General features: G+C 32.5%; 13 protein-coding genes. 4 read left to right on the plus strand and 9 right to left on the minus strand.

The genetic code is table 11. The features are described 5' to 3' along the window. Positions 1-355: 355 nt before the first annotated feature. A complete protein-coding gene (locus B3R94_RS13645) occupies positions 356-1,138 on the plus strand; it encodes an RNA polymerase sigma factor (RefSeq protein ID WP_114999456.1) in 783 nt (260 codons plus the stop codon). A gap of 2 nt (positions 1,139-1,140) precedes the next feature. Beyond that, on the plus strand, positions 1,141-2,238 hold the full coding sequence (locus tag B3R94_RS13650) for a hypothetical protein (RefSeq protein ID WP_291067796.1): 1,098 nt from the start codon (positions 1,141-1,143) through the stop codon (positions 2,236-2,238). 1,035 nt (positions 2,239-3,273) lie between these two features. Here B3R94_RS13650 and B3R94_RS13655 read toward each other — a convergent pair. From B3R94_RS13655 to B3R94_RS14300, 5 genes are all read right to left on the minus strand, one after another. Then, positions 3,274-4,152 carry an IS3 family transposase gene (locus tag B3R94_RS13655; RefSeq protein WP_291101507.1) on the minus strand — a complete coding sequence of 293 codons (879 nt, stop codon included), beginning with the start codon at positions 4,150-4,152 and terminating at the stop codon, positions 3,274-3,276. Beyond that, on the minus strand, positions 4,149-4,448 hold the full coding sequence (locus B3R94_RS13660; RefSeq protein WP_225540518.1) for a transposase: 300 nt from the start codon (positions 4,446-4,448) through the stop codon (positions 4,149-4,151). The genes B3R94_RS13655 and B3R94_RS13660 overlap by 4 nt, the downstream gene beginning before the upstream one ends. A gap of 234 nt (positions 4,449-4,682) precedes the next feature. Beyond that, on the minus strand, positions 4,683-5,927 hold the full coding sequence (locus B3R94_RS13665; protein WP_280049562.1) for an efflux RND transporter periplasmic adaptor subunit: 1,245 nt from the start codon (positions 5,925-5,927) through the stop codon (positions 4,683-4,685). Position 5,928: 1 nt separating this feature from the next. Continuing rightward, positions 5,929-10,290, minus strand: a complete 4,362-nt coding sequence (locus tag B3R94_RS13670; protein WP_291067829.1) for a CusA/CzcA family heavy metal efflux RND transporter — start codon at positions 10,288-10,290, stop codon at positions 5,929-5,931. Positions 10,291-10,415: 125 nt separating this feature from the next. After that, entirely contained in the window at positions 10,416-10,736 is a 321-nt protein-coding gene (locus tag B3R94_RS14300; protein ID WP_280061562.1) for a DUF6660 family protein, read from the minus strand. 340 nt (positions 10,737-11,076) lie between these two features. On the opposite strand from B3R94_RS14300, the gene katG reads away from it, so the two are divergent. Beyond that, on the plus strand, positions 11,077-13,296 hold the full coding sequence (gene katG, locus B3R94_RS13675; RefSeq protein WP_291101512.1) for a catalase/peroxidase HPI: 2,220 nt from the start codon (positions 11,077-11,079) through the stop codon (positions 13,294-13,296). A 72-nt stretch (positions 13,297-13,368) separates the two neighbouring features. Here the strand turns inward: katG and B3R94_RS13680 are convergent, their stop codons facing one another. The 3 genes from B3R94_RS13680 to B3R94_RS13690 all read right to left on the minus strand — a co-directional run bounded on the left by B3R94_RS13680 (position 13,369) and on the right by B3R94_RS13690 (position 21,221). After that, a complete protein-coding gene (locus tag B3R94_RS13680; protein WP_291101515.1) occupies positions 13,369-15,717 on the minus strand; it encodes a BamA/TamA family outer membrane protein in 2,349 nt (782 codons plus the stop codon). Further along, complete coding sequence (locus tag B3R94_RS13685) at positions 15,714-20,762, minus strand: translocation/assembly module TamB domain-containing protein (RefSeq protein ID WP_291101518.1); 5,049 nt, start codon at positions 20,760-20,762, stop codon at positions 15,714-15,716. Before B3R94_RS13685 ends, B3R94_RS13680 begins: the two co-directional genes overlap by 4 nt. A 237-nt stretch (positions 20,763-20,999) precedes the next feature. Then, positions 21,000-21,221 carry a hypothetical protein gene (locus B3R94_RS13690; RefSeq protein ID WP_038336897.1) on the minus strand — a complete coding sequence of 74 codons (222 nt, stop codon included), beginning with the start codon at positions 21,219-21,221 and terminating at the stop codon, positions 21,000-21,002. A 139-nt stretch (positions 21,222-21,360) separates the two neighbouring features. Here B3R94_RS13690 and B3R94_RS13695 point away from each other — a divergent pair, with 139 nt between their 5' ends. Next, on the plus strand, positions 21,361-21,687 hold the full coding sequence (locus B3R94_RS13695) for a hypothetical protein (RefSeq protein WP_125349744.1): 327 nt from the start codon (positions 21,361-21,363) through the stop codon (positions 21,685-21,687). A gap of 40 nt (positions 21,688-21,727) precedes the next feature. On the opposite strand, the gene B3R94_RS13700 is transcribed toward B3R94_RS13695, so the two are convergent. Then, a partial coding sequence (locus B3R94_RS13700) for a patatin-like phospholipase family protein (protein ID WP_291101521.1) occupies positions 21,728-22,726 on the minus strand: 999 nt, incomplete at its 5' end.

Here is a 22,726-nt window from a genome sequence, read left to right on the forward strand (position 1 = left end):
TAAAAAGATTAAATGATTCGCTATCGCTCACTAATCTTTTTTACGCTTGTTTCAATGAATTGAAGCTCGTCTACAAATCGTATGTCGACTCTAAAATTCTTTGTTATAAGTGAATTTGAATATAATAAGAATAAAAATGTAGAACTTAATACGTATCACGTAAAACTAAAAAAATAACGTAAAACGTTAAGCGTAGAGCGTAAAACATAACAAAAAACCCCTTTCCCAAGAACAAAGTTGGCGCGATGTACAGGAAAAGGAGTGGCTTTTAAAACTAATGTTGAATTTAAAAAACGATGTTAAAACGTAGAACGTCAAACGTATCACGTAAAACATAATTAAAACCACCTTTATTATGCTAGAAAAAGAATTTGAATTATTAAAAAAAGGCAATTCTACTGCTTTCGAACGTATTTATGTCAGATATAATAAACGCATATTTTGGTTTGGAAAACAAATAATTAAGGACGAATTTGTTGTGGAATGTTTGGTTCAAGATGTGTTTCTGAAACTTTGGGAATATCGAGAGAAGATGGAATCTCCTGATCATATCTTTTTCTTTTTGAGACTTGTCATGAAATACAGTTGTTATTCGCATTATGCTAAACCGAAGAATAAGTTTTTTAGAACCGTGAGCTCTCTAGAAAGTTATGAGAATTATCAAAGTTATTTGGCTGGATATGAACCCGCTGATAATATTCAAAACCTAATCGACCATGATAGGCAACAGCACTATTATGAGGAAATTATAAAAGTGTTACCCCTATTAAGTGATGAAAGAAAGCATTTGATTGAACTCTGTTTAAAACATGGATTTCAATACAAAGCGATTGCCAATGCAATGGGAAGAGGAATAACTGAAACAAGTAACGAAATTAAACATGCTATAGCGGATCTTAAGATGATTTTAAATCACCAAGACAAGTTAGTTATTAAAACCAAAACAGTCTCTACTGTAGAGAAACAAAATCAAATAAGCGAAACACAATCGTTGATTTTAAAACTTCGATGCGAGCGTAAACAATCTTTTGCAAATATCGCTGAAGAATTACAACTATCTCAAAAAGAAGTACACAATGAATTTATAGTCGCCTATAAATTTACTCAACAAAATAAAGTTAAATTCTTAAACTATTGATGATGGAAAAATCTACTTTAATACTTACTCGAAAAATACAGTTAATCGTCGATTTACCAACCCAAGAAGAACGTAAAGAGGCATTTGATAAGCTTTATAGATGGCGAAACAGATGTTTTAGAGCTGCTAATTTGATCGTTTCTCATTTATATATACAAGGAATGGTGAAAGAGTTTTTGTATCTCTCAGAAGGGATTGTACCCAAGTTGGTTGATGAAAAGAAAGATGAAGCAGGAATCTTACAACGTTCGCGAATAAATACCACTTATCATGTGATATCAAATCGTTTTAAGGGTGAAATTCCGATGAATATATTATCGTGTTTAAATAATAGGCTCCACAGTACGTTTAACAAAGATTACCAAGAATATTGGAGAGGAGAAGCTTCTTTAAAAAACTTCAAACGAGATATGGCATTTCCTTTTGGAGCAGAAAGTATTAGTAAATTATCTTATCATCCCGAGAAAAAAAGTTTTTGTTTTCGGTTGTTTCAACTTCCATTCAAAACCTATTTAGGAAAAGATTTTACAGGCAACAAAAAACTATTGGAACAAGTAGTAAATGGTGAAGTTAAACTTTGTACGTCGCAAATAAAAATAGAAAAAGGTAAAATATTTTGGTTAGCTGTTGTTGAAATTGAAAAAGAAAATCATCAATTACAACCCGAAACTATTGCAGAAGCTTCTTTATCATTAGAATATCCATTGGTTGTAAAAGTAGGTAAATCTAGACTTTCTATCGGAACCAAAGAAGAGTTTTTGTATAGAAGATTAGCGATACAAGCCTCCCGTAAACGAACGCAAGTAGGAGTAGCCTATGCGAAATCGGGCAAAGGAAGAACTAGAAAACTAAAAGCGCTAGAAAAAATGAGTCAATTAGAACGTAATTACGTACATAATCGATTACATGTTTACAGTCGAAAGCTAATTGATTTTTGCATCAATAATAAAGCAGGAACACTTATATTATTGGATCAAGAAGAAAGGATGGAGCTAGCCAAAGAAGAAGAATTTGTATTGAGGAATTGGAGTTATTATGAACTGATGACTAAAATAAAATACAAAGCTGATAAAGCAGGAATAGAGCTTATTATAGCATAAATTATAATTTTTGAGGGTGATTGTACACCCATAAGGTGAGGTTGATTACGAACACTCACTAAATGTAAACAACATATACAACGGCTCACTTATTGTTCTTTCATCAATAGATAATGGCATGAAATTGCAATAGATTAAAAAGTATGTTTTTTCAAATGTTTTTATACAAAAAACAATTCGAAGATTAAAAAAATAAACTTGGCTACAACTCCTACGTTAGCTTTGGAAATTAATTTGAACATTATAAAAATTTTGTTTGTCTATGTTTAACCTTGACTGGGTAAATAATAGAAATTTAAATCTTAAAACACTATAATTTTGAGGGTGATTGTACACCCATAAGGTGAGGTTGGTAATAAACACTCACTAAATGTAAATTACATAAACAACGCGTGGGTTCACTTACTTTCATCAATAATTAATAGCAGATACTCTTTGATGTTAAAAGCAAGATAATGAGAACGTATATTTGTCTGAAATTCGTATTTCGGAATTTGAGTTCGTTTACAGAAAAGTGAATTTAAATGTTGGTAAAACATAGTTCATCTATATATATTCAACTTTAAATAAAAAATTTAATAGAGGTTTAATCTTCAAAACTTCCTTGTATAGTACAATTTAGGATTAAGATCAATTGGTGTATAACTATAATAGGATTTATTTAAAAACATGTATAGTTATATTAGGACGGTCAACTTGCTAGATACTCCCAACATAAAGGCAGGATAAAGGCAGGATAAAGGCAGGATAAAGGCAGGATAAAGGCAACATAATGGCTGTAGAATGTATGTAAAAGATTTTTGTAGTTCAGGTGATTTAGAATAGTTGTTTTTTTACACCTTAAAACATTCGAATGCGAAACGTTAAAATTGATATTTTCCAAATTTATTAGGATTATATTACTTGTTAGTTAGATTTTAGACGTTAGATATGAGAATTATAAAAAGTAGAGGTTGAATTAAAACGATTGAAGTCAAGGTATTTTTACTTATCTAAAAAAGTATCTGGATATGCAAACAAAAATAGGAGTATTAGTTAAGCTACATTTTTATAACTAATTTTTTGTTGATTAAATTCTTCAATCGTTTTATAATTTAAGGCACTATGCCTTCTTTTTTTATTGTAAAATATTTCGATGTATTGAAATATTTCCAATTCCATTTGTTGTTTATTTATGAGTTTATTTCCATAAATCAATTCTGTTTTCAGTGTTTTAAAGAAACTCTCTGCCACAGAGTTATCCCAGCAATTTCCTTTACGCGACATACTTCTAATAACATGATGAGATTCTAGCATATTAGCAAATTTGTTGTTGGCATATTGAACTCCTCGATCTGAATGAAAAATCAATCCTTTTTCTATCTTTCTGTTTGCTAAAGCGACTTTCCAGGCTGATAAACTTGTTTTTTCAGTGCTCATTTCATCGTACAAACTCCAACCAATAACCTTGCGATCGTACAAATCAAGAACAATTGTTAAATACAAAAATCCTTCAATTGTTCTGATGTAAGTGATGTCAGAAACCCATTTTTGGGCAGGTTTAGTGCTTTCGAAATCTCTATCAAGAATATTTTCTACAACCAAATAATTATGTTTAGAATCTGTTGTGATTTTAAATTTCTTGCTCAATTTACTTCTAATTCCAAGTTCTCTCATGTATTTTGAAACTGTAATTCGAGATATTTTAAATCCTAAATTATTTAATTCTGCTGTAATTCTTGGACTACCGTAACGTTGCTTTGAATCAAAATAAATCGTTAAAATACGTTGTTTCAGCTCTTCTTTTTTATGAAATCTAACAGAAAACGGACACTTTTTCCATCTAAAATAACTGCTTTGACTGATTTTTAAAACTTTACACATTTTTTCAATCGGATAAATAATTTCATGATTTTTGATGAATTGATATTTCAACGACCGCTCTTGGAAAAAATGCTGATCGCCTTTTTTAGGATGTCTCGTTCAAGTTCAGCATCCTTCAGTTTTCGCTCTAAATCGTGAATTTTTTCCTGCTCTGCAGTGAGTTTAAGATTTCCTTTACCTGGAAAACTTCCTGTACCAAATTCAGCATATTCTTTGCGCCATTTATATAGTAAACTAACTGTTATACCCAATTCTCTGGCTAATTCTGATATGTTTTTTCGCTCAAAACTTAATTCAACCGCTTGGAGTTTAAAATCGCTTGGATAAATTTTACGGATTCTTTTCATATATTAAAATTAAGGTTTTATGCTTAACTTTTACTCCCAACTAAGTTAGTATATCCAATCTATTATAATTGAAAAAATAATACACATTACAATAGAGAAGGTAAATTCTATAAGAAAAACTGAATATAAAAAAGGTTGCTTATTACAACTACTAAAAAGTCCAATAAACATATTGTCTATCGGACTTTTTATTGGAAGTTAGTTAGGGGAACAACTCAATTTATTTGAATTGTTTTAGTGTCCGTGATCTCCGGAATTACTTAATTTAGCATTCACAAAGAAGGATCCTTTTACAACAATTTGCGCGTTTGGATCAACTTCATTTACGGTTGTAATAGCTGTGTAACCCATATCTGAAGAACCTTTTACAACTTCGATTTTTTCAAAGTTTATCGATTTTTCATTTTTATGTTCTTTGTTCTTTTCGTTCGGATCTTTACTTTCTTCGTCTGTATGCTCTTCTACTTTTTTGTTTGTTTTGACAAAGATGTAAAATTTACCATCTGCTTCTACAATTGCTTCATTCGGAACAGCAGGTGTAGAGGAATTACTTAAGCTTACGGCTCCTGTAATATTCATTCCATTTATTAATCCACTTTTATTTCCTCGTACTTTGCTATGTACTGCTATGGTTTTACTTTCATTTTCGAAAGAAGAACCAATGCTGTAAACGACTGCTTCGTAACTGTTTCCTGGATTATTTGTTAATTCAAATTGAATGACCTGACCAACTTTCATTTTAGGTAAATCTTTCTCGAAAACTTGCAAATCTAAGTGAATAGAACTGTTATCAATGATTTCAGCGACAGGAGACGAGACATCTACATAACTTCCTATTTGCGCAATAATTTTACTTACTGTTCCACTAATTGGTGCTGTAATTACCATTCCATTTTTCAAATTTGCATTGCTTACTTTAGAAGGATTAATTCCCATCATTTGCAGTTGACGAGACAAAGATGCTTTTTGAGAACGTAATGTTTTCAATTCAGCAGAAGAGTTCTGAAGATTCTTTTTTGCACCAGCATCGTTATCAAACAATTCTTTTTGTCGTCTAAATTCTTGCTCTGCATAGGTAATTCGACTCAAAACAGTTAAATATTGCTCTTGTGTTAGAATAAATTCTGGATTTGAAATTGTCGCAATTACTTGTCCTTTTTTGACATATGAACCTTCCTGAATGGGTAAGGTTTGTATTACTCCACCAAACATGGATGCAACACTTGCCATATTGCTATTCGGAACGTTTAAAATTCCATTTGCTTTAATCATAGCTGTTAACTCCTTTACTTCAATTGTTCCCAGTTTTACACCAACAGCCTTCATTTGTTCTTCTGTTAGCGTAGCAATTGTTTGTGGAGCTTCTTCGTGCTCAGCTTCTTTTTCTTCTGTAGGTTGTGCCGTTTTTGTTTCTTTGGTACAATTACTTAGAAATAATATGGCTAACACGCTATAGATAATAATCTTTATTGTTTTCATTTTATTGATTGATGATAGAATTAATATTGACAACAGTTTGATTGACTTGTTGTATCGATTCAAGATATTTTAATTGAATATCCGTTGCGGTTTGCAATGCAAAAAGATATTCGACATACGAGATTTCACCAGTTTTGTAACCCAATTGAGCTGCTTTTACAATTTTTTCTGCATTTGGAATGGCTTGGTTTACATAATACTCATATTGTTCCCAATCTTGTTGATATTGATTAATTGAATTATCAAGTTGAATCGTTAACTGTTGTTTTTGAAAATTGGCTGTTTCTTGAATGGCTTGTTTATCATATTCCAAAGCTTTGATTTTTGCCTTTGTAGCACCAAACGTTAATGGAATTGCAACACCAAGGTTTACAGAAGTAAAACGATCAAGGCCATTGTAATACCTTTGTACTCCATTTTTTTCGTGCATTCCAATCATCGATAAACTGTTTACACCAAGTGAAAATTCTGGTAAACCTTCGGCTTTTACGACTTCTTTGTTTCGTTCTGTAATTTCCATCTGTTGGTAAAAAGCTTTGAGAGTAGGATTATTATCAATTGTAGAACCGTCTAAAATTCCACTCAATTTTAATGGAATATAATTTGTCTCTTTGGTAATTGTAAAATTCTCTTCGGTATTCAATAATACGTTTAGATTTTTGTACGCATTTGCTAAATACACTTTGTTTTGTTTCAGCAACAAATTGATTTCTCCTTGTTGTGTTTCTGCTGTATTAATTTCGATTTTCTTAATATCACCTGCATTAAATCGAACCGAAGCAATTCGAATAAATTCTAAATAAAGTTTATTTAATTGTTCGAGTTGATCATGGTTATATTCTAAATATTCGATCTGATAGAAATAGGTTCTCACTTGTTTCAACAATTCGTTTGTTGTCACTTCCTTTTGTATCTTCTTGCTATTCACTTCTGATTCTAAAACTGCCTTTCGATGTTTAAAAATCGTTGGAAATGGAATACTTTGAGAAATAGATAAACCATAATCAAATTTTGGACTCGCATATTGCCCAAGTTGCGCTTCCACATTTAATTTTGGTAATTCATTTGCGGCTCCTTTTAAAGCTTCACTTGATGAGATACTTCGTTCATCTGCTTTGATTAATGGATTATTTTCAATTGCAATTTGTTGTGCTTCTTGAATGTTAATTGAATGAGTTTGCCCTTGAATAGATTGTCCGATTAAAAACATTCCGATTACAAGAAATGGAAGTGTATTTTTTGAATTCAATTTTATTTTCGGAAGTTTTGAATTGAAAATTAAATATAACATTGGTAATACAAATAAGGTTAAAAAAGTAGCTGTGATTAATCCTCCAATGACAACTGTTGCTAAAGGTTTTTGAACCTCGGCACCTGCGCCTGTGGAAATTGCCATCGGTAAAAATCCTAAAGATGCAACTGTTGCTGTCATTAACACAGGTCGTAATCGAATATTGGTTCCTTCCATTATTCGTTTTAAAATATTTTTCTCTCCTTCTTTTTCTAATTGGTTGAATGTTCCAATTAAAACAATTCCATTTAAAACAGCTACTCCGAACAAAGCAATAAAACCAATTCCGGCACTAATGCTAAATGGCATATCGCGAATAATTAATGCAAAAATACCTCCGATTGCACTCATTGGAATTGCTGTGAAAATTAATGCAGCTTGTTTGAATGAATGAAATGTGAAATACAATAACATGAAAATTAATAATAAGGAGATTGGTACTGCGATCATCAAACGTTGACTAGCTGCTTGTAGATTTTCGAACTGTCCTCCATAGGTGAAATAATAACCAGAAGGCAATTTGATTTCATTGTCTAATTTTGTCTGAATATCTTTTACAACTGATTGTACATCACGATCTTTTACATTGAAACCAATTACAATTCTTCGTTTTCCTTCTTCGCGACTAATTTGTGAAGCACCTAATTTATAACTCACTTTTGCCACCTGAGAGATTGGAATTTGATTGCCAGAACTTGTAGGAATCATTAAATTGTTAATGTCATCAATGCTTTTTCGATGCGCACTATCCAATCGAACAACCAAATCAAAGCGTCGTTCATTCTCGAAAACTTGTCCAGCTGTTTTTCCTGCAAATGCTGTACTCAACATATCATTTACATCTTTGATATTTAATCCATAATTTGCCATTCGGATTCGGTCATATTCAACATTAATCTGAGGCAAACCACTTACGCGTTCCACTTGTGGCGCTGTAACACCTTCAACAGATTGAATTGCTTTTGAGGTTTTATCTGCATAATAAGAGAGAGAATCTAAATTTTCGCCAAAAATTTTGACAGCTACATCTTGTCGAATTCCTGTCATCAATTCATTAAAACGCATTTGGATTGGTTGATTTTTTTCAAAGAAAACACCAGGAATAACCTCTAGTTTTTCCATCATTTCATCACCTAATTCTTCATAAGAAATGTTACGTTTCCATTCGTCCTTTGGTTTTAGAACCACAATCATATCTGTTGCTTCAGGAGGCATAGGATCTGTAGGAACCTCAGCGGAACCTGTTTTACCAACGACCATTTTTACTTCATCAAATTCTTTTAAAATTCGAGAAGCTTGCATGGATGTTTCTAAACTTTGGGTTAAGGAACTTCCTTGTGGTAAAATACAGTGAAAAGCAAAATCACCTTCTTGTAATTGTGGAATAAATTCGCCACCCATATTTCTGAATTGAATAATTGATACTGCAAAAATTGCAACAGTAATACCAACTAACCAATATTTGATTCGGATTGCTTTTTCTAATAATGGTTCATAAACTTTATGGATTTTCACCATCATTTTATCTGAAAAAGAAGCTTTGAGAGTAGGCTTTTTTGATAAAAATAAAGCACTCATCATTGGGATGTACGTTAACGAAAGAATCAATGCGCCTAGAATTGCAAAGCCAACTGTTTTAGCCATTGGTGTAAACATTTTTCCTTCTACACCAACCAAAGTAAGAATAGGAATGTAGACAATAAGTATGATGATTTCCCCGAATGCGGCTGAATTTCTAATTTTTGAAGCTGAAAGAAAAACCTCTTCATCCATTTCTTTTTGGGTTAATCGATGCGTTGATTTTCTAAGCCCTAGATGATGTAAAGTCGCTTCTACAATAATAACTGCTCCATCGACTATCAATCCAAAATCAATAGCTCCTAAACTCATTAAATTCGCACTCACACCAAAAACATTCATCATTCCTAATGCAAATAATAAGGATAGAGGAATGGCAGATGCAACGATTAAACCAGCTCTTAGATTACCAAGAAAAATAACCAATACAAAAATGACAATTAATGCACCTTCGATCAGATTTTTTTCTACTGTTTTAATTGCACGATTTACTAAATTCGTTCGATCAAGGAAAGGCTCGATGACGATATCATCTGGTAACGATTTTTGAATTGTTGGTATTTTTTCTTTAATTAGATTAACTACTTCATTAGAATTCGCACCTTTTAACATCATCACAACACCACCAACAGCATCTACTTCACCATTGTAAGTCATTGCTCCGTATCGTATGGCATGTCCTAGTCTTACATCAGCTACATCTTTTATAAAAATAGGAACAGTTCCCGTCGCATTTTTTATAGGAATTAATTTTACATCATCTAAAGAAGTTACCATTCCAATTCCTCGAATAAAGTAAGCATTTGGCTTCTTATCGATGTAAGCTCCTCCAGTATTTTGATTATTTTTTTCTAAGGCATCAAAAATATCCGATACACTAATTCCCATTGCGCGCAATCTATTCGGATCTAAAGCAACTTCGTATTCCTTCAATTCTCCACCGAAACTATTGATCTCAGCAACACCAGGCGTTCCGTTTAATTGTCTACGAACAATCCAATCTTGCATTTCGCGCAATTGTTTTGAATTGTATTTTTTCTCACTTCCCTTTTTAGGATGTAAAATATATTGATAGACTTCTCCAAGACCAGTACTCACAGGTGATAATTCGGGAATGCCAACACCTTGCGGAATGTCTTCTTGTGCTTCTTTTAATTTTTCGTTGACTAATTGACGCGCAAAATAAATATCTACATCTTCTTTAAACACTACCGTAATCACAGATAAACCAAAACGAGAAATACTTCTTGTTTCTTCGATATCAGGAATATTCGCAATACTTTGCTCAATTGGAAAAGTGACCAATTGTTCTACTTCTTGACCAGCTAGAGTAGGGCTGACCGTAATAATTTGGACTTGATTGTTGGTAATATCGGGTACCGCATCTATTGGCAATTTTGTTGCGCTCCATACGCCCCAGATAATCCACAATACAGTCATAATTCCAATAACAATTTTGTTTTGGATACTAAATTTTATGATTTTATCTAACACAGATAATTTGATTAATTGTATTAACATTACCCACTTATTATCAAAATAAATGAGCACAGAAAAGTGTTGACTTCAATTTTATATCAATTGAAATCAATGTGTAGACGAAAAAAGAAATCGTCTCGTTAAGCAATATTTATTTTAGGAGGTTGCCAGATATCGGCATACAATTGGTTTTGAATTGTATTCTTTTTGAATTGTATTTTCTTGGAAGTATTTGGTTCAAAAACTTTAGGAGTTTTTAGTAATCGTGTAAATTTCATTGATGAAATTGTAATTTGACAACAATTACAAACGCACAAAGGACTACATTGATCTTTATGATCTGAATTATCTTTCTCACTATGCACCATAGAAACTTGCGTTCTATTAGTATTTGTGTCTTGACATGGCACAAATGATAGAACATTAACATATAATGCAATTATGAGAATTATAAATTTCATTGTTACAAATGTATAAACATTTTTTTGACTATAATAATTTTACGATGTTAAGATATATTGAAGTTAAGATTGAAAATTTCTATGCATTGATATTATGTGAAATGTAGTTTTATCTTGATACAGATATAAACTTAAAAGCTAGTCGATTCTCGAAATCTCTTTACTCATTAAAAATAAACGAATCAATTTTTATAATATAATTAATAACTATTTAATTTACATTCTATATAAAATAAATTGATTGATTGATAAAACAATTTGATTTTTAATTGATAAGACAAATTACTATATTTATGATATTTACAAAACAAAAATTATTAAACATAAAAAAATAGTATTCATGGAGAATCAAGGAGGTGATATTTCAAAATGCCCTTTCCACAATGGTACAATGTCAAAACCAGTGGCAGGAGAAGGAACACAAAATCAAGATTGGTGGCCAAATCAATTAAAAGTTGATATTTTACGTCAACATTCAAATAAATCGAACCCAATGGGGGAAGATTTTAATTACGCCGAAGAATTTAAAAAATTAGATTTAGAAGCTGTTAAAGCTGATTTAAAAGCTTTGATGACTGATTCTCAAGATTGGTGGCCAGCAGATTTTGGGCATTATGGTCCATTTTTCATTCGTATGGCGTGGCATAGTGCGGGTACATACCGTGTGCAAGATGGTCGTGGTGGAGCAGGTGAAGGACAGCAACGTTTTGCGCCGCTTAACTCATGGCCAGACAACGTTTCGTTGGACAAAGCGCGTCGTTTAATTTGGCCTATCAAACAAAAATATGGTAATAAAATTTCGTGGGCAGATTTAATTATCTTAACAGGAAATGTAGCCTTAGAGTCGATGGGATTCAAAACGTTAGGTTTTGCTGGTGGTCGTGCTGATGTTTGGGAACCAAATATGGATGTATATTGGGGTTCTGAAAAAATTTGGTTAGAAGAGAGTGGTGGTCCAAATAGCCGTTATTCTGGTGATCGTGATTTAGAGAATCCGTTGGCTGCGGTACAAATGGGATTGATTTATGTGAATCCAGAAGGTCCAGATGGTAATCCAGATCCTTTGGCTTCGGCACGCGATATTCGTGATACGTTTGCGCGTATGGCAATGAATGATGAAGAAACATTGGCGTTGATTGCTGGTGGTCACACTTTCGGAAAAACGCATGGTGCGGCTTCGGCTGATCATGTTGGCCCAGATCCTGAAGCTTCTGATTTGGAAATGCAAGGTTTGGGTTGGAAAAACTCGTACGGAACAGGAAATGCAGGTGACACAATTACATCAGGTATTGAAGTAACTTGGACAAGTAAACCAACAGAATGGTCAAATTTATTTTTAAGTTATTTATTTGGTTTCGAATGGGAATTAACAAAATCTCCTGCAGGTGCTCATCAATGGGTAGCAAAAGATGTAGGCGAAATTATTCCACATGCACATGATTCTTCAAAAAAAATAAGACCAACGATGTTGACTTCTGATATTGCGTTACGTACAGATCCAGCATATGAAAAAATTGGACGTCGTTTCTTAGAACATCCACAAGAATTTGAAGATGCTTTCCGTAAAGCATGGTTCAAGTTGACGCACCGTGATATGGGACCAGTTTCTCGTTATTTGGGTGCAGATGTGCCAAAAGAAGTGTTTATTTGGCAAGATCCGATTCCGGCTGTTACGCATGAATTAATTGATGAGGCTGATATTGCTGATTTGAAAGCGAAAATTTTAACTTCAGGATTATCTGTTTCAGAATTAGTTTCTACAGCATGGGCATCTGCTTCGTCTTTCCGTGGATCTGACAAAAGAGGAGGTGCAAATGGGGCACGTATTCGTTTGCAACCAATGAAAAATTGGGAAGCGAACAATCCAATTCAATTGAATAAGGTTTTGACAACTTTAGAAAATATTCAACAAGAATTTAATTCAGTTAATTCTTCAAAACAAGTTTCGATTGCAGATCTAATTGTTTTAGGAGGAAATGCAGCGATTGAAAAAGCAGCAAAAGACGCAGGAAAAACAATTACTGTTCCGTTTACAGCTGGTCGCGGAGATGCAACTCAAGAACAAACCGAAGTAGAATCTGTAGCATATTTAGAACCACTTGCAGATGGTGTGAGAAATTACCGAAAAAATACAAGAAAATCTGTTTCGACAGAAGAATTGGTGATTGATAAAGCACAATTGTTGACCTTGACTGCACCAGAATTAACTGTTTTAGTTGGTGGAATGCGTGCAATGAATGCAAATTATGACGGTTCTAAACATGGTGTTTTTACAGATCGTCCAGGTGAATTGACAAATGATTTCTTTGTGAATTTATTGGATATGGGTACTGTTTGGAAAGCGACTGATGAAACGAAAGAAATCTACATGGGATCTGATCGTAAAACAGGAGCACCTAAATGGACAGGAACTCGTGCAGACTTAGTATTCGGATCAAATTCTGAATTAAGAGCTGTAGCTGAGGTGTATGCTCAAGAAGATGCTCAAGATAAATTTATCAACGATTTCGTTGCTGCTTGGAATAAAGTAATGAACGCAGATCGTTTTGATTTGAAATAAATATATGATTAAATAAAAAAAATGAGCGTCCATTGTGACGCTCATTTTTTTTATTTTTGCTTTACGCTTTGCTTAGAACGGATATCCAATGGCAATATTCAAAATTAAATTATCTTTTCGCCATGCTTTATCTCCGAAATCAATCTTATCAAATGTCCATCGATCATTTTTTTCATAATATGGGACACGAAGCGGTGTTGCTAAATCTAATCTTAAAATTAAGATATTAAAATCTAGACGTAGTCCTAAACCAGCTCCAACTGCAATTTCATTCATAAACTCTTTTGAAAACTTAGCACCTGGACGTGTTTCATCTTCGTTAATTAACCAAATGTTTCCAGCATCAACAAACAAGGCGAGATTAAGAAAGCTGAATAATTTTTGTCTAAATTCTGCATTTACTTCTAATTTAATATCACCCGATTGATCATAAAAGAAATTTGCATTTTGGTTACGTGGATCATAACTTCCTGGTCCTAATGTTCGCGCTCTAAATGCGCGAATACTGTTGCTTCCTCCGACAAAGAATTGTTTCGAGTAGGGAACAAATTCTGAATTTCCGTACGGATAAGCGATGCCACCAATAAATCGTGTGGCGATTGATGATTTTTCTGAAAATTTGTGATAAAAACGGAAGTCATGTTCCATTTTTGCATATTGACTAAATGGTATTTTGAAAATTTCTTTTTCCTTATCTTTCTTCGCATTCGCACCTGTAATCAATCCTGTTAAATTTCCAGCTAAATCGACAGATCCACGGTAGTAAAATGTGCTTTTTCGTGGTAACATCGTGGTTGTATACGTGTATGAATATTGTGGTCCAAAGATTAATTGTTTGTCCACTACACGTTTTAAACTTGGGTTGATGATATTTCCAATTGAATCGTAAATCTTGCTGTTATATTCATCTGTTACTTTTTCTGGAAACAATAAAGTCGCACTAAAAATCTTTAAATTATATTCTTTTTGCGCATTCTCTTTCCAAACGTAACCAAATGACGTATTGAAATTATGTAAGGTATATAATTTTGATCTGTTTTGATATTCGTATCCAATTTCAATATTTGTTCTTGGTACAAATGCACTCGATGAATGAAATTTGAAAGGTGCTACAATTCTTGGAATCGAAAGTTGCGTATTAAAACCAGCTCTAAAAATGTTGTTGGCATCTTTTTGCCCTCCTAATTGCATATCAAAAGCACCATATAAAGCCATTTTAAGCTGTTCTGCTCCTTTAAATATATTTCGATGTGTCCAGTTCAAGTTTAATTCACCACCGCCGTAATTCGCCGAATTTGTTCGTCCTAAAACTTCTAATCTCAATGATTGGAATTCGCGTGGTGTTAAGGTATAATACACATCAAATTTATTATTAATAGAATCAGAGATCACGAAATCATTTTTCACAAATTTGAATACACCCAAATTAATTAATCGATTTAGGGTTAAATTATGATCTGCTCGGTTGTAAATATCTCCCGTTTTAAAATATAACGCACGGTCAAAAACTTTTGGTTTGAAACTGTTTTTAGAATCGACCATGTAAAATCCATTTTGCTCATATTTCGCTAAGGAGTCGTTGTTCATGGGCATATTGTAGATTCCTTTTCGTGCGTCTCGAATGTTATAATCTGGGAAAACAATAACCTTGTCAATGCTATATTGTTTTTTGGCTTGCTCTGGTGTCTTATCTTTTAACTTGACAAATAGTTCGACATCTTGCTTATTCGTAACTGTACTATCCGCTTGCACAATGATGTTATCAGGATGAAAATAATAATAACCATTTTCTTTCAGACGCGCATCTATTCGTTCTCGTTCTGCCTTGATCACATCCAAATCGAAAGGTTGCTTATCTTTCAGTAACGTATTTGCTTGCGTTTTTTTAATTTCTTTGTTGATCGCTAAAGTGGTATCTTTTGGGAAATTAACTTGGTTGATGTAATAACGTTTGCGCGGTTGTAAGACATAATGCACTTCCGCTTTTTTGTTTGTACTTATTGTATCACCCTGTGCTTTGGCATTGAAATAACCTTTGTTTTCAGAATAATTAACTAAAATATCTTTATTGAATTCGATGTCGACATCACCCAATAAAACAGGTTTTTCACCCACTTTATATTTCAACCAATATTTCAATCCTTTTTGCTTTTTAGGTTCGCTCGTGATGTTGTAAATGTACAAACGAGGACGAAGTCCAAAAAAACTTGAATTAGGTTTGGGGATGATATTTTTTTCGAGATTATCTTTTAATTCTGCTTTGTCAGTTTTGCTTAACGAATCGCCTTTTATCGTTAATTTAGAACCTGTGTAAAGCATTTCACCTTCTTTCAGAAAACGTGTATTGCTACAAGAAGAAATACCTAGAGCAGAAAATGAATATGCAATAATTTTAATATACGTTAAGGTTGATTTTTTCATGGTTTCACTTCTTGATTTTGTGTTTTTCTATTTGCTCTGTTCGCTCTATTTTTTCTTCTTTTCTCGAAAATTTCTTTGAATTTATCGTAATCTAATGTGATGATAAATCCAACGCCTGTCTCTACAATTTGTCCTTGTAATGCGACTTGGTATTCATCTTTTCGATAAGCTCTCAACATGTATCGACCATCACGCGATAAACTATAATCAATTGTAATATCACCCGCAATATTAGTCATGTTTTCATTTTCTCGCGCATCACCATCTAAACCAAAATTACTTCCAACCGAAACTTTCAATCGGTCGTTTAACAAACGTTTGCTCACGGCAACATTCAGGTCTGTTCGTGTATTTTTAGATCCCGAAGAATAATCGTCTTGTGTATCTAATCCCAAATCGATATCAATTCCTTGGATTAAATCATCCGCCAAATTATTCAATTGTTGCGACAAAATATTACTCACACTTTGTAGCGCCATTGTTTCTGCAGAAACACTTGTTTTACTTTCGAATGGATTTTCGCCAATAAAACGATTCAATAATAACAAGGCAAATACTTGCTTGTTCATTTCGGCTTCATCATTTTTCAACTGATCCAATTTCGATTGTGTATTTTCGATTACCGCAGTTGCAATGGAAGGATTGTCTTTATCCATTGAAATATTGAATTTAATATCAGGTTTTAATAATTCACCTTTCAAAATTAACTCGGTATTGAACGGAATTCGTTGTTTGTACATGTTCATTTCAGAAGAAGAATAGCCCGAAATTTGTTGTTCGATCAAATCAATAGGAGCGGCTTTTGTTTTGTAAATCGCCGTAATGTCTAAATTGGCTGTAGTTGGCTCACCAGTCCATGTAATGGTACTACCTTTCTGAATATCAAAACGACGTTTTAATAAGCTCACCGAAAGTTCGTACGCACCTTTTTCTACTTGATAAACGCCAACCAAAGTCATTTTTCCTGAAGGATCCATTCCGCCTGTTAATTCGGCTTCACCTTGTATTTCGACAAAATCTCCGTTGGCTTTGTCGATGATAATAGATGTTTTAGCTTCTTTGCTAATTTCAATATTTACACTTACATCCAAGCCTTTTATTTTAGATTTGGCTATTAATTCATCTGTTTTAATTGTTTCTTGAAGTGCCACTTGATCTTGATCGATGAACTCGACAATTCCTTCGCGCTCTTGTAAAGAAGGCGAGGATTGAGGTAAAACAAATGTAAAATTCGTGTCATCAGTCACGGTTAAACTTCCGTTTACTTTCGGTAAATCTAAATCACCTTCTATCGTTAAGTTTGCATTGACAGCTAACTTTCCATACATAATCGCATCGTTCGATTTTTCTGAATTTACGACATTGAAATCTCGTCCATTTGCTGTTAAATTGAAGGCGAAGTCACGATACGTTTCGGTTAAAATTTCTCCTCTTATCGTCAATGAATTGCCATCGTTGTCATTAATTTTGAATCGATTGAACTCAATTCCTTTGTTCGTGAAATCAATCGCGTCATCAATTTTTCTGAAATTACTTCCTGTTTCAGCAATCGTTAAACCAACTTGATTAAATTTGACTTGACCTAAAATGCTCGGTTTATCTATTGTTCCAGCGATTTTTAGATTTCCAGAAATATAACCTTCTGTGTCTTTGATTCGATTCATTGTAAATCCTTGCACTGATTTCATTTCTAATCGATTGATATCTAAAGCTAAATCAAACGCACTTTCTTTGGTATTATAATCTCCAAAAATCTTCATGTTGTTGCTGTTTCCATCTAAGGTAATATCAGCGTTAATCATGGTTGGAGAAGTGTTTTGTACTTTTGCGATAATATTTCCAATAGGATTTCCGAAAGCTTTTAAATCTGAAACGGTCAAATCAGCATTGAAGGTCATTTCTTTGTTTAAATCTCTAATTTGAGCTGTTCCATTGATTATTCCTTCGGCAGGTAAATCATCTTTTTTAATGATTTCTGCAATGGTTTCAATTTTGAAATCTTTGATGGTAATATTCAGCGGACTTGTTCCTTTTTCCGATTCAGATTGTAATAAAATTTGACTTCCATTGTTCATCAAACTGAAATTATTCGCCACAATTCCATCTTTTCTCAACTGAATTAAATTTCCTTCACCAACTTGCCATTGATCGTAGTTTAAGACCAATCCATTCGGATTAAGACTAATTTCCGCGATATCGTTTAGCGTTTTTAGATTTCCAGCCACCAAAAATTGCGTCGCATCTTTCACATCCTTTGTCGAAACGTTATAATTGATGACATTATTTGTAATATCACCATTCAAATCAATTTTTTGTAATTGAAAACTTTCGCTTTTTAACGCATCCACATTCAACGAATACAACAAGGCTTCATTTTGGTTGGATAGTTTTAAAATTCCGTTGTTAATCGTATTTGTTCCGTACGTTAAATTCGGAATTTTTCCATCAACATTGATTTGTTTTGAATCGGCATTATAAGTTGCGTCAAGTGTTATGGTTTCGAAGCTTTTCAAATCGGGAACAAATCTTCGAATCAACTCATCATCTTTAATTTTTGCATTCAAAGTAAAGAATTGATGAGGTTCTATTTTTTCGTCTTTATTTGGTTTCTGAAATTCATAATATTGGTTAATTGTTGAAGTTATCGAACCAAAAATTTGTGTCAATTTAAATTTTCCTTTCATATCCAAATCGGCCAATTGTGAAGTCAAACTAATTTGATTTGAATCAGCAGTTGAAGTCGCAATCAAGCTTACTTCTTGCATTGGAAAAATATCTTTTGTATTGGATAATGCAAAGTTTTTTAGATATAAAGAACCATTTAAATAATCTGGATTTAAATCAGCGAAATTGGCATCAATTTCTCCTGCAACAATCATCGGTTCGTTGTAAAAACCAAGTTTTTGAACATCTAATTTGACAATATTTCCGTTCAATTTTACATCAGATAAATCCTTTTTGTACACACCAGAAGCCGTCAAATTAAGATTCGCGTTTGGATCTTTTGATAAAATATGTGCATCAAATACTCCATGATTCACTTTTGCATCGAGTGTAATATTTTGATAAGTATATTTATTGTAATAAGCTGATGAAACGGTTCCTGAAAGTTTTGTAACCATTTTTTCAGGGTTGAAACTTGTTCCAATAGCGTTAATTTTTCCTGTTATTTTGCCTAAATCCTTGTTGCTAATAAGCGTTCCAATATCCAAGTTTTGTAGATCTGCTTTGACATTATATTTCTCGGCATCCTTTTTTTGCATGTCCACAATTGCATCAATTTTCGCATTTCCCAACGTAGAATTGATAGCCAATTGTGTATTGATGATTTCGGTTGTTCCTTTCGCTTTTCCTTTGACAGAAAGCTTTGAAGGAATTCTAATGTTAGTTGGAATAGTATTTTTCGGAACTAAATTATAAATCGTTTTTGATGATGTCGAAAAGTTTTTGATGTTTAAATCATAAAATAAATTCTTCGGATTCATCGCATTTTTCACTCTTCCAGAAGCCGAAAGTTGCAAATCATCTAAACCAGAAACTTGTAAATTATTAATCAATAAATCGTTTACTTTTCCTTTTACATTGGTGTTAACACTTAGAATGGCGTTTGGATATTTATCGAAAGGCATTGTATTTCTAAGCGTTGGTGCAAGATTTAGAATATCTGCAAAACCAATTTTTGAGTTTTTGATATTCGCATTGACTAGAACATTTTCTGGATGAGAAGTTAACTCATTAATTGTATTGTAGTGCAAAATAACTTCGTCACGAAGAATAGTTCTTGGTGTTTGTAAATAAAGGTTTTTCAGATACGCTTGTGTATCTGCGTACAAGAAATTTGTTGTCAATTTCTGAATATTCAATCCTCTTGATTCCTTTATTTCTGCACTTTTTACTTGTCCAGCAAATGTGCTATTTTTCATTTCGAAATCGCGCAAATCAAGATTTAATTTAGAAAAATCCAAATGATTAAAATCCATTCCTTGTGCTGTTCGACGTTCTGCAGTATTGTTGTATTTTACTTTTACATTTTCAAATTTCGTTTCGTTCAAAACCAAATTCATTGGGGTTGAAGAAGTAGATGAAGTGGAAGTAGAATTGTTCGAAGAAAGGAATAAATTCGCTTCGATATCAGCGTCTTTCAACAAAATATTTTCGATGTCGAAAATTGAATTTTCAAGATCAAGTTTATTGATTTTCGTTTCGAATTCGTTTAAGTTAATTTTGGCAAAAGTCTTAGAGTTTTCATCACCATAATTGACTTTTATATCATTCAAATTAATTTTGTTTAATGCAATTTGAAGAGGGTTTTGCTTAGATTTTGGATCAATTTTATCAACATTATTTTCTTTGATTTTATTAACCATTTTTTGATCAAAATCAACCAACAAACCATTCACTAAAATATCATCAACCGCATAAGAATTTTGTTGTAAATCAAGTTTTTTAACACGCGTTTTGAAATCTTTGAATTTGACTTTAGCAAACATTCCAGAAATATCATCACCATAATCTACTTCAAAATTGGTTAAATTAATTCCGTTCAATTCAATTTTCATTGGCTTTTGATCATTCAAAGAATCTACTTTTTCTTCTACTTTTTTCGCAACTTCTTTTACAATATCTTGTTTCAATTTTAGTTTTAAACCATCCAAATTGATATCGCCAATTCCATACGAATTTTGCTCTAAATCGAATTTTTTGACACGCGTATCAAATGAATTTAGATAAACTTTGATGTTATTTGCCGCTTGCTGATCATTGAAGGAAACATTAATATCATTCAGTTTTATTTTATCTAACGAAATGATAAATGGCTTTGAAGGACTTTCGTCTTTTTCGTCTGTTGCAAAAGCATTGATAATATAATTGAAATTGAATTTTCCATCTGGTTTACGAATAACATTCGCGTGAACACCATTTAAATCAATAGATTTTATATCGGCTTTACTTTTGGTCAATTGCCAAATATCTAAACCAACGTCAAATTTTTTGACCGATAAAAGTGTGTCGACATCTTGTCCTTGTAAAAAAAGATTTTCCATGACCAAACTGTTTGGAAAATCGATATAAATACGATCTAATTGAACTTTTGTATGTATTTTATTTTCGAGGTAATTAACTAATTTATTTTTTACAAAATTTTGTACAGCAGGAAACTGTAAACTAAAAATTGCAATGGTCAGCAATAAAATTATTGATAAAAGCGTAAGAGAGAAATATTTGAGTATTTTTTTTGTATTGAATTCCAATTGGTTAGATTTTATTCGTTTTAGTTGGATTCAAGATACAAATTTCCTACAAGGATAATACCAGAAATGTACTTTTTCATACATCGTTTTACCATTTTTGGAAACAATCACAACTCCATTAAAAGGAAATGAATGTTTTGAACGGATAATTTTTTCGAAGTCATGTTTTAATTTCGCGTTTTTTTGCGCAAAAATTGGTTGACAAATAAGGCAAATTAATCCTAAAGTCAAGATTTTTAGAAGAGTTTTCATTTTTGTGTTTTGGCTAATGTAAAAGTAAAATATTATCTGTTTTGAAATTGATAATATTTTAAAATTCTCTTAAAACTTTTTAATTTTCATTGGTAAAACCAATATTCTTTTATTAAATTTGAGTCAAACAATTGAAGCTATGAGAAGAATTTTTTTTGAAAAAGATAGCCACAAAGACTACTTATTTGTTATAATTGATCACGAAAGAGAATTGGATCAAATTTATAAAGTAGATAATTTTACTGACGAAACTGGACGTGAATATGTGTACACCTTGATTGGAGAACGCAAAAAACTGAATGCAGATTTGTTGAAACCACATGTTGTTGCGCTAGAGAATGGGAGTTACACGAATTACAATGGAGAGGGAATTGTAACAGATTGTCATGCGTGTTTAGAAAGTATTGTGGATAATAGAGGATTGAATAGAGAACAAGAAATATTTGTTTATGTTCGAAATAAATAGAAATTACAAAAGGCTTTGAAATTTTACTCAAAGCCTTTTTTTATGAGATTTCAATTTGATTGAAAATTAATTTTTGAACGACTTCATCCAAATGTTCTTTGTGTTTTGCGACATAATCATTGGCAACGTCCAATAATGTTTTAATGTTGCTGTTGGAAACATTTCCTAAATCCAATGCAGATTCTGGAATTTCAGGATTAAATCGATAATAATTTTGTTGATATTTTGGCTTCAATAAAGCGAACATGCTTCTCATTTCCTGATCGACCATATCAACGCCAGTCGAAATAAAAATGTCTACCAAAGGATCTACCCATTTAGATTTTGAAATTCCTGTTAAATGTTCGTGTTTATATGATTTTGCACGTGAACCATTTCCGAGAGAAATGATAATAAATTCTTGTAAAGGAGCTGTTCCATTATACTTTAATTCATCTTTGAAGTATTTATTGAAATTTATTTTTTGCGTTTCGATAAAACCAACAAAAGTCGGATTGTTTGCAAAAACACCACCATCAATACAACTAAATTCTTGATCAGCGAATGATTTTATTTTTGCAGGTTCAAAATAAGTTGGCGCAGCTGATGAAGCACGACAAATATCTTTTACATAAAAATTTCGGAAAGGAGAAATTCCATCAATCGAATTGAAAATTTTTGGTTTTTGATGCTCAGTATCATAAGAAACTATTGCGCAAGGACGAATCAAATCTTTTAACTCTGTCTCTCCAAAAACGATTTTTAATTGCTCTTCCAATACAAGTGTTGGTAAATTATCTTTCAGCACACTCAACGGATTATTGAGAATTGTCCAGAATGTTTTTGAGAAAATATTTTTTCCTTCTCCCAAATAAATATTCAACGCATCTGTAATCGAGTGTTTTGCTTTTTTAGGATTATCTTCCGAAGGCGATAACAACAAAGAAGCGATTAAAGCACCAGTACTTGTACCTGCAATAAAATCGACATAATCGCCTATTTTAGCATTTTCGTCATGAATTTCCTTTAATTTATCTTCGATGTATTTTAAAATGACACA

This window comes from Empedobacter sp. UBA7611 (genome assembly GCF_002484365.1).
In the GTDB taxonomy this organism is placed as follows: Bacteria; Bacteroidota; Bacteroidia; order Flavobacteriales; family Weeksellaceae; genus Empedobacter; species Empedobacter falsenii_B.

Bases quoted from the DNA above. Each gene is read 5' to 3' on its own strand.
- B3R94_RS13680 (WP_291101515.1), bottom strand. From the start codon at position 15,717: ATGAAAAAATCAACCTTAACGTATATTAAAATTATTGCATATTCATTT.
- B3R94_RS13685 (WP_291101518.1), bottom strand. From the start codon at position 20,762: ATGGAAAATCTTTTTTTACAAGGACAAGATGTCGACACACTTTTATCG.
- B3R94_RS13665 (WP_280049562.1), bottom strand. From the start codon at position 5,927: ATGAAAACAATAAAGATTATTATCTATAGCGTGTTAGCCATATTATTT.
- B3R94_RS13695 (WP_125349744.1), top strand. From the start codon at position 21,361: ATGAGAAGAATTTTTTTTGAAAAAGATAGCCACAAAGACTACTTATTT.
- B3R94_RS13690 (WP_038336897.1), bottom strand. From the start codon at position 21,221: ATGAAAACTCTTCTAAAAATCTTGACTTTAGGATTAATTTGCCTTATT.
- B3R94_RS13660 (WP_225540518.1), bottom strand. From the start codon at position 4,448: ATGAAAAGAATCCGTAAAATTTATCCAAGCGATTTTAAACTCCAAGCG.
- katG (WP_291101512.1), top strand. From the start codon at position 11,077: ATGGAGAATCAAGGAGGTGATATTTCAAAATGCCCTTTCCACAATGGT.
- B3R94_RS13645 (WP_114999456.1), top strand. From the start codon at position 356: ATGCTAGAAAAAGAATTTGAATTATTAAAAAAAGGCAATTCTACTGCT.
- B3R94_RS14300 (WP_280061562.1), bottom strand. From the start codon at position 10,736: ATGAAATTTATAATTCTCATAATTGCATTATATGTTAATGTTCTATCA.
- B3R94_RS13650 (WP_291067796.1), top strand. From the start codon at position 1,141: ATGGAAAAATCTACTTTAATACTTACTCGAAAAATACAGTTAATCGTC.